Source organism: Streptomyces sp. CC0208 (assembly GCF_003443735.1).
Classification (GTDB): domain Bacteria; phylum Actinomycetota; class Actinomycetes; order Streptomycetales; family Streptomycetaceae; genus Streptomyces; species Streptomyces sviceus.
Window position 1 is genome coordinate 6,618,562 of the sequence record NZ_CP031969.1, and the last position, 15,330, is coordinate 6,633,891.

Genomic DNA, 15,330 nt, shown 5'->3' on the forward strand with positions numbered 1-15,330 from the left:
TCGTACGTCGCCGAGGGCGCCCCGAGTGGTCGGGGCGCCCTCGGCGTATGTCAGGCGCGGTCGGCGAGGGAGAGGGTGCGGTGGGCCTGGGTCACCACCGCCGCGTCGATGAACGTACCGTCCGCGAGGGCCTGGGCCCCCTGGTGGGCCTCCGCCGCTTTGATGATCGTTTCCGCCTGCTCGATCTCCTCCTGCGTGGGGAGGAACGCGCGCTCGATCACCGGGAGTTGCCGGGGATGGACGGCTGCCCGGCCCAGGAAGCCCAGGGCACGGCCATGGGCGCAGGACGTCCTCAGGCCCTCCAGGTCCCGGATGTCGGGGTGGACCGACTGGGACGGGGGAGGAAGGGTCGCCGCTCTCGCCGCCACGACCACTCGGGAGCGGGACCAGTCCAGACCCCCGTCGTGTCGGACGCCCAGGTCGGCTCGTAGGTCCGCCTCGCCGAGGGCGATGCCCCGCAGGTTCGGGTGGGCGGTGGCGATGGCGTAGGCACGCTCGATGCCCAGGGCTGATTCCAGGAGGGCGTACAGGGGTGGGGCGCCGCCTCCTTCGGTCCGGGCCGTCCTGCGCGCGACGCGGGTGATCTGGGCGGGGGAGGTGACCTTGGGCAGGCGCAGACCGCAGACGCCCGGGAGCGGGGCGAGCGCTGCCAGGTCCGCTGCCGCCAGGGGCCCGTCGAGGGCGTTCACCCGGACGTGGACCGGGACCGGCTGGGGGTCGCTGAGACGTTCGGCGGTCGCCTCGCGGGCGTACCGCTTGCGGTCGGGGGCGACCGCGTCCTCCAGGTCGACGACCACGACGTCGGCGCCGGCCGCGAGGGCCTTGGTGACGGTCTCCGGGCGGTCGCCGGGGACGTAGAGCCAGGTCAGTGGGTACGGTCTCACAGGGCGCCCTCCGTGCGCAGGGCCGTCAACTCGGCCTCGGTCAGGCCCAGTTCCCGCAGGATCTCGTCCGTGTCAGCGCCGTGCGGGCGGCCCGCCCAGCGGATCGCGCCCGGGGTCGAGGAGAGCCGGAAGAGGACGTTCTGCATGCGCAGGGGGCCGAGTTCCGGATCGTCGACGGTGGTGACGGTGTCGAGCGCCTGGTACTGCGGGTCGGCCAGCACGTCCCGGACGTCCTGGATCGGGGCGACCGCGGCCTCCGCCTTCTCGAAGGCCGCGAGGACGTCGGCGCGGCTGCGCCGGGCGATCCAGGAGCCGACCGCAGCGTCGAGGACGTCGGCGTGGGCGGCCCGCTCGGCGCCCGTCGCGAACCACGGCTCGTCGATCAGTTCCGGGCGGCCCACCAGGTGCATCACGCGTTCCGCGATCGACTGGGCCGAGGTGGAGACGGCGACCCAGGTGCCGTCGGCGGTGCGGTAGGTGTTGCGCGGGGCGTTGTTGGCGGAGCGGTTGCCGGTGCGCTCCTGGACGTGACCGAGCTGGTCGTACCAGGTCGGCTGGGGGCCGAGGACCGTCAGGATCGGCTCGATGAGCGCCATGTCGACGACCTGGCCCTCGCCCGTGCGGTCCCGGGCCGCGAGCGCCGTCATCACCGCGTACGCCGTGGCCAGGCCCGCGATGGAGTCGGCCAGGCCGAAGGGCGGCAGGACCGGGGGCGCGTCCGGCTCGCCGGTGATCGCCGCGAAGCCGCTCATCGCCTCGGCGAGGGTGCCGAAGCCGGGGCGGTGGGCGTAGGGGCCGAACTGGCCGAAGCCCGTGACGCGGGTGAGGACCAGGCGGGGGTTGACGGCGGACAGCTCGGGCCAGCCGAGGTCCCACTTCTCCAGGGTGCCGGGGCGGAAGTTCTCGATGACCACGTCCGCGGAGGCGGCCAGCTTGAGGAAGGTGGTCCGGCCGCCCGGCTTGGACAGGTCCAGGGTGATCGTGCGCTTGTTGCGGCCCAGGACCTTCCACCACAGGCCGATGCCGTCCTTCGAGGGGCCGTGGCCGCGGGAGGGGTCCGGTTTGGTGGGGTGCTCGATCTTGACGACCTCCGCGCCGAAGTCGCCGAGCAGGGTGGCGGCGAGCGGGCCGGCGAAGAGGGTGGCCGTGTCGAGCACGCGCAGGCCTTGGAGGGGGGTCTCGGTCATGACGGGTACCGGGCCTCGATCTCGGAGCGGTAGGGCATGGACGCCGAGGCGCCTTCCCGCTGGACGGACAGCGCTGCCGCCGCGGCGGCCCAGGTCATCGCCTCCCGGATCGGCCGTTCCTCACCGAGGGCTACGGCGAGAGCGCCCACGTAGGTGTCGCCCGCACCCGTGGAGTCCACCGCGGTGACCCGCGGGGCGGGGACGGCGAGGGGTTCGGCGTCCCGGGTCAGATACACGCTGCCCGCCGCGCCCAGGGTGATCACCACGCGCGGGACCCGGTCGAGGAGGGCGGCGCCCGCGGCGAACGGGTCGGCGAGGCCGGTGAGGGTGGCCGCCTCGTGCTCGTTGGGGACCAACAGGTCGGTGGCGGCGAGGAGTTCGGGCGGCAGGGGCTGGACCGGGGCGGGGGTGAGGATCGTACGGACACCGTGGGCGCGGGCCGTCCGCGCGCCCGCGAGGACCGCTGCCAGGGGGATCTCCAGCTGGAGGAGCAGGGCGTCGGCGGAGGCGATCAGGCCCTCGTCGCCGGGGACGAGGCGGTCGACGGTGCCGTTCGCGCCGGGGATGACGACGATCGCGTTGCCGCCCTCGTCGTCCACGACGATGTGCGCGGTGCCGGAAGGGCCCTCGACGGTGCGCAGGTGGTCGGTGGTGACGCCGGAGTGTTCGAGGGTGGAGCGCAGGCGGGTGCCGAAGCCGTCGTCGCCGACCGCGCCGATCATCGAGACGGTGGCACCCGAGCGGGCCGCGGCGATCGCCTGGTTGGCGCCCTTGCCACCGGGGATCGTACGGAAGTCCCTGCCGGTGACGGTCTCTCCGCGCCGGGGTGCCTGTTCGACGTAGACGACCAGGTCCATGTTCGTGCTGCCGAGCACGGCGATGTGGGTCATGGGCGAGCAGCCTCCCGGTGGGTGAGGTGGGCCAGGGTGTCGAAGCCGGTGCCGTTGAAGTCGGCGACGGAGGTGGCCAGGCGGTTCTTCAGGGGGGTGGTCCAGCGGTCGGGGAGGTTTTCCGGGGCGCCGGAGAGGAGGCCGGCGATGCTTCCCGCTGTCGCGCCGTTGGAGTCGGTGTCCCAACCGCCGCTGACCGCCCTGCAGAGGGAGCCGGTGAAGTCGCCGTTCGCGTGGGTGAGGGCGGCGGCGATCAGCGCCGTGTTGGGGATGGCGTGGACCCAGTGGTGGGTCGCGCCGTGGGTGGCGTGGAGTTCGTCCACGACCGTGTCGAAGTCGCCGTGCTGTTCGGCCAGTCGGACGGCGTGCACGATGGCCCTGGTGAGGCGGGAGTTCGGGGGGATCACGCTGAGCCCGGTGCGCAGGCAGGTGTGGATGTCGGGGGTCGCCGCCGCCTGGGCGATCACGGCGGCCGTGAACATCGCCGCGTAGACGCCGTTTGCGGTGTGGGTGAGGGTGGCGTCCCGGTGGGCCTGTTCGGCCGCGGCCGCCGGGTCGCCGGGGTTGGTCCAGCCGTGGACGTCCGCGCGGATCAGGGCGCCGATCCATTCGCGGAAGGGGTTGCGGTGGCGGGCCGTTCTGGGGGGTTCCAGTCCCTGGAGGAGGTTGCGGTAGGCGATGCGTTCGGCGGTGAAGGTGCGGCCGGCGGGAAGCTCGTCGAGCCAGAGCTTCGCCACGTCCGCGGTGGTGAAGCGCTTGCCGTGGCGTTGGAGCAACAGCAGGTTCAGCAAGGGGTAGTTGAGGTCGTCGTCCTCGGGCATGCCGTCGATGTTCTCGGCGAGGGAGGTCGCCGCGGAGCGGCGGTTCCAGGGGTGGGCGGCGAGGAGTTCGCCGGGGACGCCCTTGGCCGTGAAGTAGGTGCTCAGAGGCCAGTTGCCGGTGGACCGGGCGAGTGCGCGGATGGCTTCGAGGGGGAGCTTCTCCACGGGCTTGCCCAGCAGACAGCCCACGGCCCGGCCCAGCCAGGCCGCCTCCAGACGGGCCTCGGTGAGGGGGGCCGTGGAGGCGGGCGCCGGCCATGTACGGCAGCGGGCCTTGATCCTCGCGAGGTCGGTGGGCTCGTCGTCGGCCCACGCGCTCGGCAGATCCGCCAGTTCGTCCAGCAGGTCCTCCGCGAGCTGCCGCAGATACCGGGACGCGGGCTCCGCCGAGGCGCCCGCTCGGGTCGGCGCCGGTCCGCCTCCCGCCGCTCGCCATCTCGCCGCGATCGCCGACGGCTCCCTGCCGTCCTGGGCCGCCTGGCGGAGCTCGTGGCCGAGCAGGTCCTCCGGTTGCACCCAGGTCAGTCGGAGCATCTCGGGCCTCCGAGTTCCGCGAAGGCCGCCTCGTGGGCCCTGCGGCGGGCCACGTCCTTCTCGAAGATCCCACGGGTCACGGCGGTCAGCGTCGTCGCCGGTTCCCACAGGTCCAGACGGCTCGCCTCCGAGACCGTCTTCGACCAGTCGTCCGGGACCGGGAAGCCCAGAGCGCCCGACAGGGCGCCCGCCATCGTGGCGATCGAGTCGCAGTCCCTGCCGTAGTTCACCGCGCCGAGAACGGCCTGCCGGTAGTCGCCCGCGGCCACCACCAACATCGCGAGGGCGACGGGAAGTTCCTCGATCGCGTGGAGGCGGGAGGGGCGGCGGGCGCCGAGGGAGGGGGCGCGGTAGTCGGGGCCGACCGTGTCGTAGGGAGCCACGGCGTCCCGCAGGGGTCGTAGGGCCGACTCGAAGTCCGTGTAGTGGGCGGCCACTTCGCAGACCTGCTCGATCGCCGTACGGGTGCCGTCCTTCGCCAGCGACAGGCAGGCCGTCACCACGGAGTCCGGTGTCGCTCCCGGTGCGGCCGCCGCCGCGACCGCCGCCGCGAAGACTCCCGCCGCCTCCCGGCCGTACGACGACTGGTGGGCGCCCGCGATGTCCAGGGCCTCGGCGTAGGCGGCCCGCGGGTCGGCCGCGTTGACCAGGCCGACCGGGGCCATGTACATCGCCGCGCCACAGTTGACGATGTTGCCCACGCCTGCCTCGCGGGGGTCGATGTGGCCGTAGTGGAGGCGCGTGACCAGCCACTTCTCCGCGAGGAAGAGGCGCTGCAGGGGGAGGGCCTCGGCCTCAAGCTCCGGGATCCAGCGCGGGTTCGTCATCAGGTCGGGGACCAGGTGGTCGGCGATCGCGTAGGCGTCGAGGTGGTCCTGGACCCGGTCGTAGACGCGGATCAGCGCGTGGGTCATCAAGGTGTCGTCGGTGACGTGGCCGTCGCCCTTGTGGTACGGGGCGATGGGGCGGGCGGTGCGCCAGGCGTCGCCGTTCCAGGGGCCGACGACGCCGTGCACGCGACCGGCGTGGCGTTCGAGGATCTGGTCGGGGGAGTAGCCCTCGACGGGCCCGCCGAGGGCGTCGCCCACCGCCGCGCCCACGAGGGCTCCGGCGATCCGGTCCTCAAGGCTGCTTTCTGTGTTTTTGGGCGTCATGCCCGGAATCATCCTCCTGGGAGGGGCGGTTGCGCGGCTTCCAGGAGTTCGGCGAGTTCCACGAGGTCCGTGCCGGTGAGACGGGGGAGGGCGCAGCCGGAGAGGGTGCGGCAGGTGTCCCGCCAGGTGGCGGGGATCGCGCCGGCCCCGCCGAGTGCGCCGGTCAGGGCGCCCACCAGGGCCGGGGCCGAGTCGGCGACCCGGGAGAGACAGGCTGCCGCGGGGATGGCCTCGGCGATGCGGCCCTGGGCCGCGGTGGCCAGGGCGAGGGCCACGGGGACGGTTTCGGCGGCCGCGATGCCGTAGCTGTAGACGTGGTCGACGATCTCGTGTTCCAGGGCGGGGATCAGGGCGAAGGCGCGGCCGGCGGTCCGGGCGAGGCGCAGGGCGTGGCGGGCGTTGCGGCCGATCTCCGTCTCCTCGGGGAGCTCGGTGAGGGCCGCTGCCACACAGGCTTCGACGGGGGCGCCGGTCAGGGCCAGGGAGAGGGCCGCGGCCATCGCCCTCGCTCCGTGCACCCCGTCTCCGTCCTGGGTGTAGCGGGCGTCGAACTCGGCGAGGTCGGCGGCGAGTCGGGGGTCGCCGGGGTGGGCGACCGCGAGGACGCAGGCCCTGACGCAGGCCGCGTCGTCGAAGTAGTGGGGATTGTCGTGGCCGGTGGCGGGTGGGCGCAGGCCGGTGGCGAGGTTGCCGAGGCCTGCGCGTACGGAGATGCGGGCGCGGAGGGGGATTTCCGCGGACTCGATCTCCGGGGCCTTGTCCGCCGCGGCGGACACTTCGGCGGCGAGGGCGTTCCAGGCGAGGTCGATGGCGGCTCTCGTACGGCGCTCTCTCGTCAGGTCGCCCAGGGCGGTGTCGTCGCCTGCTCTGAGGAGGGCTTCCGCGGTGAAGGCCGCCCATTCGGCGTCGTCTGAGGGGCCGAGGCGGAGGGGCTCGGGGGGTTGGTTCAGGGCGATGGGGACGGGGAGGGTGGTGGTGGCGTTCTGTTCGGCGAAGGTGTCCAGTTCGCGGGTGAGGCGGCGGGTCCAGTCGGGCATGCGGGCGGCTCTGTGGCGGGCGGCGGGCCAGCCGGCGGCGTCGCCTGCGGCCAGGCCCAGGAGGAGGCCTGTGACTCTCTGGCCGGCCTCGGCTTTGCCTTCGGCCTTTGTGTTCCCACCCGCACCACCCGTGCAGCTTTCGTGGTCGGGTGCCGGTGGCCCCTGTGGCACGTTCCCGCCGTCGGCGGCCGCGGGAGCGTTCGGCTTCGTCGTGGATGCGGGCTCGGCAGAACCCGACGTGTTCGTCGAGCCCTCGCCCCACGGCCCCGGCGGCCTCACCGGTCCGTCCCCGGGTCGGTGCCCGCCGCCAGGGTGAAGGCGTCCGGGTCGGGCGGGGGCCACTCCTGGGCCAGGCCGGTCGTGGCCCACTTGCCGTCCTCGCCCGCCACCAGCAACTCCGCCACGTCCAGCACGTGATGGCCTGCCATGGAGGGCAGGCAGCTGCCTTTCGCCGGGCCGATCGCCGCGGCCCACTCGGCCGGGATCGCCGACGCGCCCCTGGTCGCGCCGGCCAGCGCACCCGCCACCGCCGCCGTCGTGTCCGCGTCTCTGCCCATGTTCACCGCCGTGAGGACCGCCTCGCGGAAGTCTCCGTCCGCCGCCGCGTACGCGCCGAAGGCCAGGGCCACCGCCTCCGGGGCCAGGTCGGTCCACGGATAGCCGCCGATGACGACGGAGGAGCGGACCGCGCGCTCGCCCCGGTGGGCCACTGCCACGGCGCGGCGCAGCGAGCGGGCCGTCCAGCTGTCGTCCGGGATCACCGCCAGCGCGGAGGCGACGACGGCGATCGTCGGGGCACCGGCCATCGCCGCGGCCACTCCCGCCGCGACCGCCTGGCCGCCGTAGATGCCCTCGCCGTCGTGGCTCACCGAGCCGTCGACGGCCACCAGGCGGGCCGCCTCCGCGGGGCGGCCCGCCGCGAAGACGCCGAAGGGGGCCGCCCGCATGGCCAGGCCGTCGCTCCAGGCGTGGCGGTGCTGGGCCGAGATGGGGGCCGCAAGGCCGCGGCGGAGGTTCTCCAGCGTGCCGCGCTCGCTGAAGCCGGCGCCCCGGAACGGGCCCTCGTCGCGGTCCGCGATCCACTCGTGCCAGGCCGCCTCCACATGGGCGGGGGTGAGGGCCGAGCCGTGGCGGGCGAGGAGCAGACCCGAGAAGATCGCGTACTCCGTGTCGTCCGTGCCGGCCGGCTCGTCCTCCACGTAGCCCTCGATACGGCCCCAGCGGGCGCGGATCTGCGACGGCTTCATGTTCTCGGCGGGGGCTCCCAGGGCGTCCCCGACCGCCAGGCCCAGCAGGGCGCCGCGGGCCCGCTCGCGGAGTTCGGCGGTGTCCTGGGGCGCCGGGACCGAGGAAACGCGGGCGATCGATGTCATACGCGGCCTCTCCACAACAGGGAGCAGAGGAGGTTCGCGCGGAACGCGGAACCTTTTGCCGCATATGTCCCACCATCGGCGGTTGACCTCAGCCTCCCTTGCGCCAACGTCACCCGGTCGACATCTGAGCGGGGCCATGATCGTCTGCGCATTCGAAGGTAAAGCCGCAGGTTAGCCCAGCCTTTCCTTGCTGGCGGACGGGAATGACCCGTCGTACTGTGTGCGTTATTAAGAATTAGAACGTGTCCAAAGTTAGCTTTGGCTTGGCTTCCCTGGGGGACCGGAATGGCCGTCATCGACATCGAAGCGCCCCTGCACGAGGCGCACCGCGACAACCACACGCACCGCGACGTGAACGGTGGCTGGCTCAGGCCCGCCGTCTTCGGGGCGATGGACGGGCTGGTCTCCAACCTCGCCCTGATGACCGGTGTCGCCGGTGGGGCCGTCGGCCAGAACACCATCGTGCTGACCGGACTCGCCGGGCTCGCCGCCGGCGCCTTCTCCATGGCCGCCGGCGAGTACACCTCCGTCGCCTCCCAGCGCGAGCTCGTCGAGGCCGAACTGGACGTGGAGCGCCGGGAGCTGCGCAAGCACCCCCAGGACGAGGAGGCCGAGCTCGCCGCCCTGTACGAGGGGCGCGGGGTCGAGCCCGAGCTGGCCAGGGAAGTTGCGCGGCAGCTGTCGAAGGACCCCGAGCAGGCCCTTGAGATCCATGCTCGTGAGGAACTGGGGATCGATCCGGGCGATCTGCCCTCGCCGCTGGTCGCCGCCGTGTCCAGCTTCGGATCCTTCGCCCTGGGTGCCCTGCTCCCCGTACTGCCGTATCTGCTCGGCGCGACCGTGCTGTGGCCCGCCCTCCTGCTCGCGCTGGTCGGGCTGTTCGCGTGCGGTGCCGTCGTGGCCCGGGTGACCGCGCGGACCTGGTGGTACAGCGGGCTCCGGCAGCTCGTCCTGGGAGGCGCGGCGGCCGGTGTGACGTACGCCCTGGGCAGTTTCTTCGGAACGGCCGTAGGATAGATCGGCTGCTACTTATGCGTTGGGCCGCATAAGTAGCCGTTACTCGCTGGTTTCGAATGCTTAACCACTGGGCATGAGCCGTAAGCGCTGCGGGCAATGACGCTTGCGGTGCGCTCGCGGGGTCGGCGACGACGCCTTCGCCGCCCCCTGGACCGATGGACGACGATCTGACCGATCAGTCCGGCTCGGTCCCCACATACTTCAAGCCACGTGTGCGACACCCCCCTCGCACCGCGTGGCGTCCGCATGCTGGAACGGAGTATCCGGTTCCCGAGATCCGTCCCATCATGTAACCTGCACGAAATTTTGCACTTACGCAGAGGGCCAACGTCGTCCCTCGGCAAGCTGAATATGCCAATTGACGACGACGGGAGAGCCGATGCGTACGCCGCGCCAGCCGTCCCAGCACTCCACGAGTGGCCAGAAGTGGTCGTTCATGGATGCTCGCCCTGCTGCGCAGGGTATGTACGACCCCCGCAACGAGCGCGACGCCTGTGGCGTCGGCTTCGTGGCCACCCTCACCGGCGAGGCGAGCCATGCGCTGGTCGAGCAGGCGCTCACGGTTCTGCGCAACCTGGAGCACCGCGGTGCCACCGGCGCCGAGCCCGACTCGGGCGACGGCGCGGGCATCCTGTCCCAGGTTCCGGACGCCTTCTTCCGTGAGGTCGCCGGCTTCGAGCTGCCCGCGGCCGGTGGATACGCGGTCGGTACCGCCTTCCTCCCGGAGGACGGCATCGAGGACGCCGTCTCGAAGATCGAGACGATCGCCGTCGAGGAGGGCCTCACCGTCCTCGGCTGGCGCGAGGTCCCGGTCGCCCCCGAGCTGCTCGGCGCCACCGCCCGCTCGACGATGCCCGCCTTCCGCCAGGTCTTCGTGACCGACGGCGCTTCGGAGGGCATCGACCTGGACCGCAAGGCCTTTGTGCTGCGCAAGCGCGCCGAGCGCGAGGTCGACGTCTACTTCCCCTCGCTGTCCGCGCGAACCATCGTCTACAAGGGCATGCTGACCACCGGTCAGCTGGAGCCCTTCTTCCCGGACCTGTCCGACCGCCGCTTCGCCTCCGCGATCGCGCTCGTGCACTCCCGGTTCTCCACGAACACCTTCCCGTCGTGGCCGCTCGCGCACCCGTACCGCTTCGTCGCGCACAACGGTGAGATCAACACCGTCAAGGGCAACCGCAACTGGATGGCGGCCCGCGAGTCGCAGCTGGTCTCCGACCTGTTCGGCAACGACAGCAAGGCCCTTGAGCGGGTCTTCCCGATCTGTACGCCGGACGCCTCCGACTCGGCGTCCTTCGACGAGGTCCTCGAACTCCTGCACCTGGGCGGCCGTTCGCTGCCGCACTCCGTGCTGATGATGATCCCGGAGGCGTGGGAGAACCACGACTCCATGGAGTCGGCCCGCCGCGCCTTCTACCAGTTCCACTCCAACCTGATGGAGCCCTGGGACGGTCCGGCCTGTGTCACCTTCACCGACGGCAAGCAGGTCGGCGCGGTCCTGGACCGCAACGGCCTTCGCCCCGGCCGCTACTGGGTCACCGACGACGGCCTCGTCGTCCTCGGCTCCGAGGTCGGCGTCCTCGACATCGACCCCGCCAAGGTCGTCCGCAAGGGCCGCCTGCAGCCCGGCCGGATGTTCCTCGTCGACACCGTCGAGCACCGCATCATCGAGGACGACGAGATCAAGGCCGGCCTCGCCGCCGAGCAGCCCTACGCGGAGTGGGTGGAGGCCGGAGAGATCGAGCTCGGCGACCTGCCCGAGCGTGAGCACATCGTGCACACCCACGCCTCGGTCACCCGCCGCCAGCAGACCTTCGGCTACACCGAGGAAGAGCTGCGCGTCCTCCTCGCGCCGATGGCCAAGGCCGGTGCCGAGCCGATCGGTTCGATGGGCACCGACTCGCCGATCGCCGCACTGAGCGAGCGTCCGCGTCTGCTCTTCGACTACTTCACCCAGCTGTTCGCGCAGGTCACCAACCCGCCGCTGGACGCGATCCGCGAGGAGCTCGTCACCTCGCTGCGCTCGGCCCTCGGCCCGCAGGGCAACCTGCTCGACCCGAGCGCCGCCTCCTGCCGTTCCGTCGTGCTGCCCTTCCCGGTGATCGACAACGACGAGCTGGCCAAGCTCATCCACATCAACGCCGACGGCGACATGCCCGGCTTCAAGGCCGCGACCCTGTCCGGTCTGTACCGGGTCTCCGGCGGCGGCGACTCCCTCGCCGCGCGCATCGAGGAGATCTGCGCCGAGGCCGACGCCGCCATCGCCAACGGCGCCCGGCTGATCGTCCTGTCCGACCGCCACTCGGACGCCGAGCACGCGCCGATCCCGTCGCTGCTGCTCACCGCGGCCGTCCACCACCACCTCATCCGCACCAAGCAGCGCACCCAGGTGGGCCTGCTGGTCGAGGCCGGTGACGTCCGCGAGGTCCACCACGTCGCCCTGCTGATCGGCTTCGGCGCCGCGGCCGTGAACCCGTACCTCGCCATGGAGTCCGTCGAGGACCTGGTCCGCGCGGGCACCTTCCTGTCGGACATCGAGGCCGAGCAGGCCATCCGCAACCTGATCTACGCCCTCGGCAAGGGCGTCCTCAAGGTCATGTCGAAGATGGGCATCTCGACCGTCGCCTCCTACCGCGGCGCCCAGGTCTTCGAGGCCGTCGGTCTCGAAGAGGGCTTCGTCCAGAAGTACTTCAGCGGTACGGCCTCCAAGATCGGCGGCGTCGGCATCGACGTCATCGCCAAGGAGGTCGCCGCCCGGCACGCCAAGGCGTACCCGGCGAGCGGCATCGCGCCGGCCCACCGTGCCCTGGAGATAGGCGGCGAGTACCAGTGGCGCCGCGAGGGCGAGCCGCACCTGTTCGACCCGGAGACGGTCTTCCGCCTCCAGCACTCGACGCGCGCGAACCGCTACGACATCTTCAAGAAGTACACGGACCGCGTGAACGAGCAGTCCGAGCGCCTGATGACGCTCCGCGGCCTGTTCGGCTTCAAGTCGGACCGTCAGCCGATCTCCGTCGACGAGGTCGAGCCCGTCTCCGAGATCGTCAAGCGCTTCTCCACCGGCGCCATGTCGTACGGCTCCATCTCCAAGGAGGCGCACGAGACCCTCGCCATCGCCATGAACCAGCTGGGCGGCAAGTCCAACACCGGTGAGGGCGGCGAGGACGCGGACCGGCTGTACGACCCGGCACGGCGTTCGTCGATCAAGCAGGTCGCCTCCGGCCGCTTCGGCGTGACCTCCGAGTACCTGGTCAACGCGGACGACATCCAGATCAAGATGGCCCAGGGTGCCAAGCCCGGCGAGGGCGGCCAGCTGCCCGGCCACAAGGTGTACCCGTGGGTCGCCAAGACCCGGCACTCCACCCCGGGTGTCGGTCTGATCTCCCCGCCGCCGCACCACGACATCTACTCGATCGAGGACCTGGCCCAGCTGATCCACGACCTGAAGAACGCGAACCCGCAGGCGCGGATTCACGTGAAGCTGGTCTCCGAGGTCGGCGTCGGCACGGTCGCGGCGGGTGTGTCCAAGGCGCACGCGGACGTCGTGCTCATCTCGGGTCACGACGGTGGTACGGGTGCCTCCCCGCTCACCTCGCTGAAGCACGCGGGCGGCCCCTGGGAGCTCGGTCTCGCCGAGACCCAGCAGACCCTGCTGCTCAACGGCCTGCGCGACCGGATCGTCGTCCAGACCGACGGTCAGCTCAAGACCGGCCGTGACGTCGTCATCGCCGCGCTGCTCGGCGCCGAGGAGTTCGGTTTCGCGACCGCGCCGCTCGTCGTCTCCGGCTGCGTCATGATGCGCGTCTGCCACCTGGACACCTGCCCGGTCGGCATCGCCACCCAGAACCCGGTGCTCCGCGACCGGTTCACGGGCAAGGCCGAGTACGTCGTCAACTTCTTCAAGTTCATCGCCGAAGAAGTCCGCGAGATCCTCGCCGAGCTGGGCTTCCGCTCCATCGAGGAGGCCGTCGGCCACGCCGAGACGCTCGACGTCGAGCGGGCCGTCAACCACTGGAAGGCGCAGGGCCTGGACCTGTCCCCGCTCTTCTACGTGCCCGAGCTGCCCGAGGGCACCCCGCTGCACCAGGTCATCGAGCAGGACCACGGTCTGGAGAAGGCGCTCGACAACGAGCTCATCAAGCTCGCCGCCGACGCCCTGGCCGCCGACTCGGCGACCGACGCCCAGCCGGTGCGCGCCCAGGTCGCGATCCGCAACATCAACCGCACGGTCGGCACCATGCTCGGCCACGAGGTGACGAAGAAGTTCGGTGGCGCGGGCCTGCCCGACGACACCATCGACATCACCTTCACGGGCTCGGCAGGACAGTCCTTCGGCGCCTTCCTGCCGCGCGGTGTCACGCTGCGCCTGGAGGGCGACGCCAACGACTACGTCGGCAAGGGCCTCTCCGGCGGCCGGGTGATCGTCCGTCCCGACCGGGGCGCCGACCACCTCGCCGAGTTCTCCACGATCGCCGGCAACACCATCGCCTACGGCGCGACCGGCGGCGAGCTGTTCCTGCGCGGTCGTACCGGTGAGCGGTTCTGTGTCCGCAACTCCGGCGCGCTGGTCGTCTCCGAGGGCGTGGGCGACCACGGCTGCGAGTACATGACCGGCGGTCACGCGGTGGTCCTCGGCGAGACCGGGCGCAACTTCGCGGCCGGCATGTCCGGCGGTGTCGCCTACGTGATCGATCTCGACCCGGACAACGTCAATGTCGGCAACGTGAACGCCGTAGAGGCCCTGGACGACGCCGACAAGCAGTGGCTGCACGACGTGGTGCGCCGTCACCAGGAGGAGACCGCCTCTACGGTCGCCGAGAAGCTGCTCGCCGAGTGGGACTCCGCGGTCGAACGCTTCAGCAAGATCATCCCCAGTACGTACAAGGCAGTGCTCGCCGCCAAGGACGCCGCCGAGCAGGCGGGACTCTCCGAGTCCGAGATCACCGAGAAGATGATGGAGGCGGCGATCAATGGCTGACCCGAAGGGCTTCCTGAACCACGGGCGCGAGGTCGCCAAGTCCCGCCCGGTCGACGTACGCCTGAAGGACTGGAACGAGGTCTACGTCCCCGGCTCCCTGCTGCCGATCATCAGCAAGCAGGCCAGCCGCTGCATGGACTGCGGCATCCCGTTCTGTCACAACGGCTGTCCGCTCGGGAACCTCATCCCCGAGTGGAACGACTTCGCCTACCGCGAGGACTGGTCCGCCGCCTCCGAGCGGCTGCACGCGACCAACAACTTCCCGGAGTTCACCGGTCGTCTGTGCCCCGCTCCCTGTGAGTCGGCGTGTGTGCTCGGCATCAACCAGCCGCCGGTCACCATCAAGAACGTCGAGGTCTCGATCATCGACAAGGCGTGGGACAGCGGTGACGTCGAGCCGCAGGCCCCCGAGCGCCTGTCCGGCAAGACCGTCGCGGTGATCGGGTCCGGCCCCGCCGGTCTCGCCGCCGCGCAGCAGCTCACGCGGGCCGGTCACACCGTCGCCGTCTACGAGCGCGCGGACCGCGTCGGAGGCCTCCTGCGGTACGGCATCCCCGAGTTCAAGATGGAGAAGCGGCACATCAACCGGCGCATCGAGCAGATGCGCGCGGAGGGCACCCGCTTCCGCACCGGCATCGAGATCGGCCGCGACCTCAGGGCCACCGACCTCAAGAAGCGCTACGACGCGATCGTCATTGCCGCCGGTGCCACGACCGCCCGTGACCTGCCGGTCCCCGGCCGCGAGCTCAAGGGCATCCACCAGGCGATGGAGTACCTGCCGCTGGCCAACAAGGTGCAGGAGGGCGACTTCGTGGCGCCCCCCATCACCGCCGAGGGCAAGCACGTCATCGTCATCGGCGGCGGCGACACCGGCGCCGACTGCGTGGGCACCGCCCACCGCCAGGGCGCGGCCTCGGTCACCCAGCTGGAGATCATGCCGAGGCCCGGCGAGGACCGTGCCCCGCACCAGCCGTGGCCGACCTTCCCGATGCTCTACAAGGTCACCTCCGCGCACGAGGAGGGCGGCGAGCGGGTCTACTCCGTCTCGACGACCCACTTCGAGGGCGACGAGGACGGCAACGTCCAGTGGCTGCACCTCAGCGAGGTCGAGTTCATCGACGGCAAGCTGACCCCGAAGCCGGGCACGGAGCGCAAGATCCCCGCCCAGCTGGTCACCCTCGCGATGGGCTTCACCGGCACCGACCGCGAGAACGGCCTGGTCGAGCAGTTCGGCCTGGAGCTCGACGAGCGCGGCAACATCGCCCGCGACGCCGACTTCCAGACCAACGTGCCGGGCGTCTTCGTCGCCGGTGACGCGGGCCGCGGCCAGTCGCTCATCGTGTGGGCGATCGCGGAGGGCCGCTCGGCCGCCCGCGGCTGCGACCGCTTCCTGACCGGCGCGAGCCAACTCCCCGCACCGATCCGGCCGACGGACCGCTCGCTGATGGTCTGACC

General features: G+C 71.6%; 10 protein-coding genes. 3 read left to right on the plus strand and 7 right to left on the minus strand.

Annotated elements, in window-relative coordinates; translation table 11 throughout:
* Nucleotides 1-50 precede the first annotated feature (50 nt).
* The 7 genes from D1369_RS30425 to D1369_RS30455 form a co-directional block, all read right to left on the minus strand.
* On the minus strand, nt 51-884 hold the full coding sequence (locus D1369_RS30425; protein ID WP_007381364.1) for a CoA ester lyase: 834 nt from the start codon (nt 882-884) through the stop codon (nt 51-53).
* Nucleotides 881-2,071, minus strand: coding sequence for a CoA transferase (locus tag D1369_RS30430; RefSeq protein ID WP_118082714.1), 1,191 nt, complete (start codon nt 2,069-2,071; stop codon nt 881-883). The genes D1369_RS30425 and D1369_RS30430 overlap by 4 nt, the downstream gene beginning before the upstream one ends.
* Entirely contained in the window at nt 2,068-2,961 is an 894-nt protein-coding gene (rbsK, locus tag D1369_RS30435; RefSeq protein WP_007381362.1) for a ribokinase, read from the minus strand. The genes D1369_RS30430 and rbsK overlap by 4 nt, the downstream gene beginning before the upstream one ends.
* A complete protein-coding gene (locus D1369_RS30440) occupies nt 2,958-4,316 on the minus strand; it encodes an ADP-ribosylglycohydrolase family protein (RefSeq protein ID WP_037899643.1) in 1,359 nt (452 codons plus the stop codon). The genes rbsK and D1369_RS30440 overlap by 4 nt, the downstream gene beginning before the upstream one ends.
* Entirely contained in the window at nt 4,304-5,470 is a 1,167-nt protein-coding gene (locus D1369_RS30445; RefSeq protein WP_118082715.1) for an ADP-ribosylglycohydrolase family protein, read from the minus strand. Before D1369_RS30445 ends, D1369_RS30440 begins: the two co-directional genes overlap by 13 nt.
* Before the next feature lie 8 nt (nt 5,471-5,478).
* Entirely contained in the window at nt 5,479-6,678 is a 1,200-nt protein-coding gene (locus D1369_RS30450) for an ADP-ribosylglycohydrolase family protein (RefSeq protein ID WP_240436110.1), read from the minus strand.
* A 104-nt stretch (nt 6,679-6,782) separates the two neighbouring features.
* The gene (locus D1369_RS30455; RefSeq protein ID WP_118082716.1) at nt 6,783-7,880 is read right to left on the minus strand and encodes an ADP-ribosylglycohydrolase family protein; all 1,098 of its coding nucleotides are present in this window, start codon (nt 7,878-7,880) and stop codon (nt 6,783-6,785) included.
* A 285-nt stretch (nt 7,881-8,165) separates the two neighbouring features.
* Between D1369_RS30455 and D1369_RS30460 the strand changes: the two genes are divergently transcribed.
* From D1369_RS30460 to D1369_RS30470, 3 genes are all read left to right on the plus strand, one after another.
* Nucleotides 8,166-8,897, plus strand: coding sequence for a VIT1/CCC1 transporter family protein (locus tag D1369_RS30460; protein WP_007381359.1), 732 nt, complete (start codon nt 8,166-8,168; stop codon nt 8,895-8,897).
* Between the two features lie 379 nt (nt 8,898-9,276).
* Nucleotides 9,277-13,875 (plus strand): glutamate synthase large subunit, encoded by a 4,599-nt coding sequence (gene gltB / locus D1369_RS30465; RefSeq protein WP_118082717.1) that lies wholly within the window; start codon nt 9,277-9,279, stop codon nt 13,873-13,875.
* A complete protein-coding gene (locus D1369_RS30470) occupies nt 13,868-15,328 on the plus strand; it encodes a glutamate synthase subunit beta (protein WP_007381357.1) in 1,461 nt (486 codons plus the stop codon). The genes gltB and D1369_RS30470 overlap by 8 nt, the downstream gene beginning before the upstream one ends.
* Nucleotides 15,329-15,330 lie beyond the last annotated feature (2 nt).

Bases quoted from the DNA above. Each gene is read 5' to 3' on its own strand.
- D1369_RS30470 (WP_007381357.1), top strand. From the start codon at position 13,868: ATGGCTGACCCGAAGGGCTTCCTGAACCACGGGCGCGAGGTCGCCAAG.
- D1369_RS30445 (WP_118082715.1), bottom strand. From the start codon at position 5,470: ATGACGCCCAAAAACACAGAAAGCAGCCTTGAGGACCGGATCGCCGGA.
- D1369_RS30460 (WP_007381359.1), top strand. From the start codon at position 8,166: ATGGCCGTCATCGACATCGAAGCGCCCCTGCACGAGGCGCACCGCGAC.
- D1369_RS30440 (WP_037899643.1), bottom strand. From the start codon at position 4,316: ATGCTCCGACTGACCTGGGTGCAACCGGAGGACCTGCTCGGCCACGAG.
- rbsK (WP_007381362.1), bottom strand. From the start codon at position 2,961: ATGACCCACATCGCCGTGCTCGGCAGCACGAACATGGACCTGGTCGTC.
- D1369_RS30455 (WP_118082716.1), bottom strand. From the start codon at position 7,880: ATGACATCGATCGCCCGCGTTTCCTCGGTCCCGGCGCCCCAGGACACC.
- D1369_RS30430 (WP_118082714.1), bottom strand. From the start codon at position 2,071: ATGACCGAGACCCCCCTCCAAGGCCTGCGCGTGCTCGACACGGCCACC.
- gltB (WP_118082717.1), top strand. From the start codon at position 9,277: ATGCGTACGCCGCGCCAGCCGTCCCAGCACTCCACGAGTGGCCAGAAG.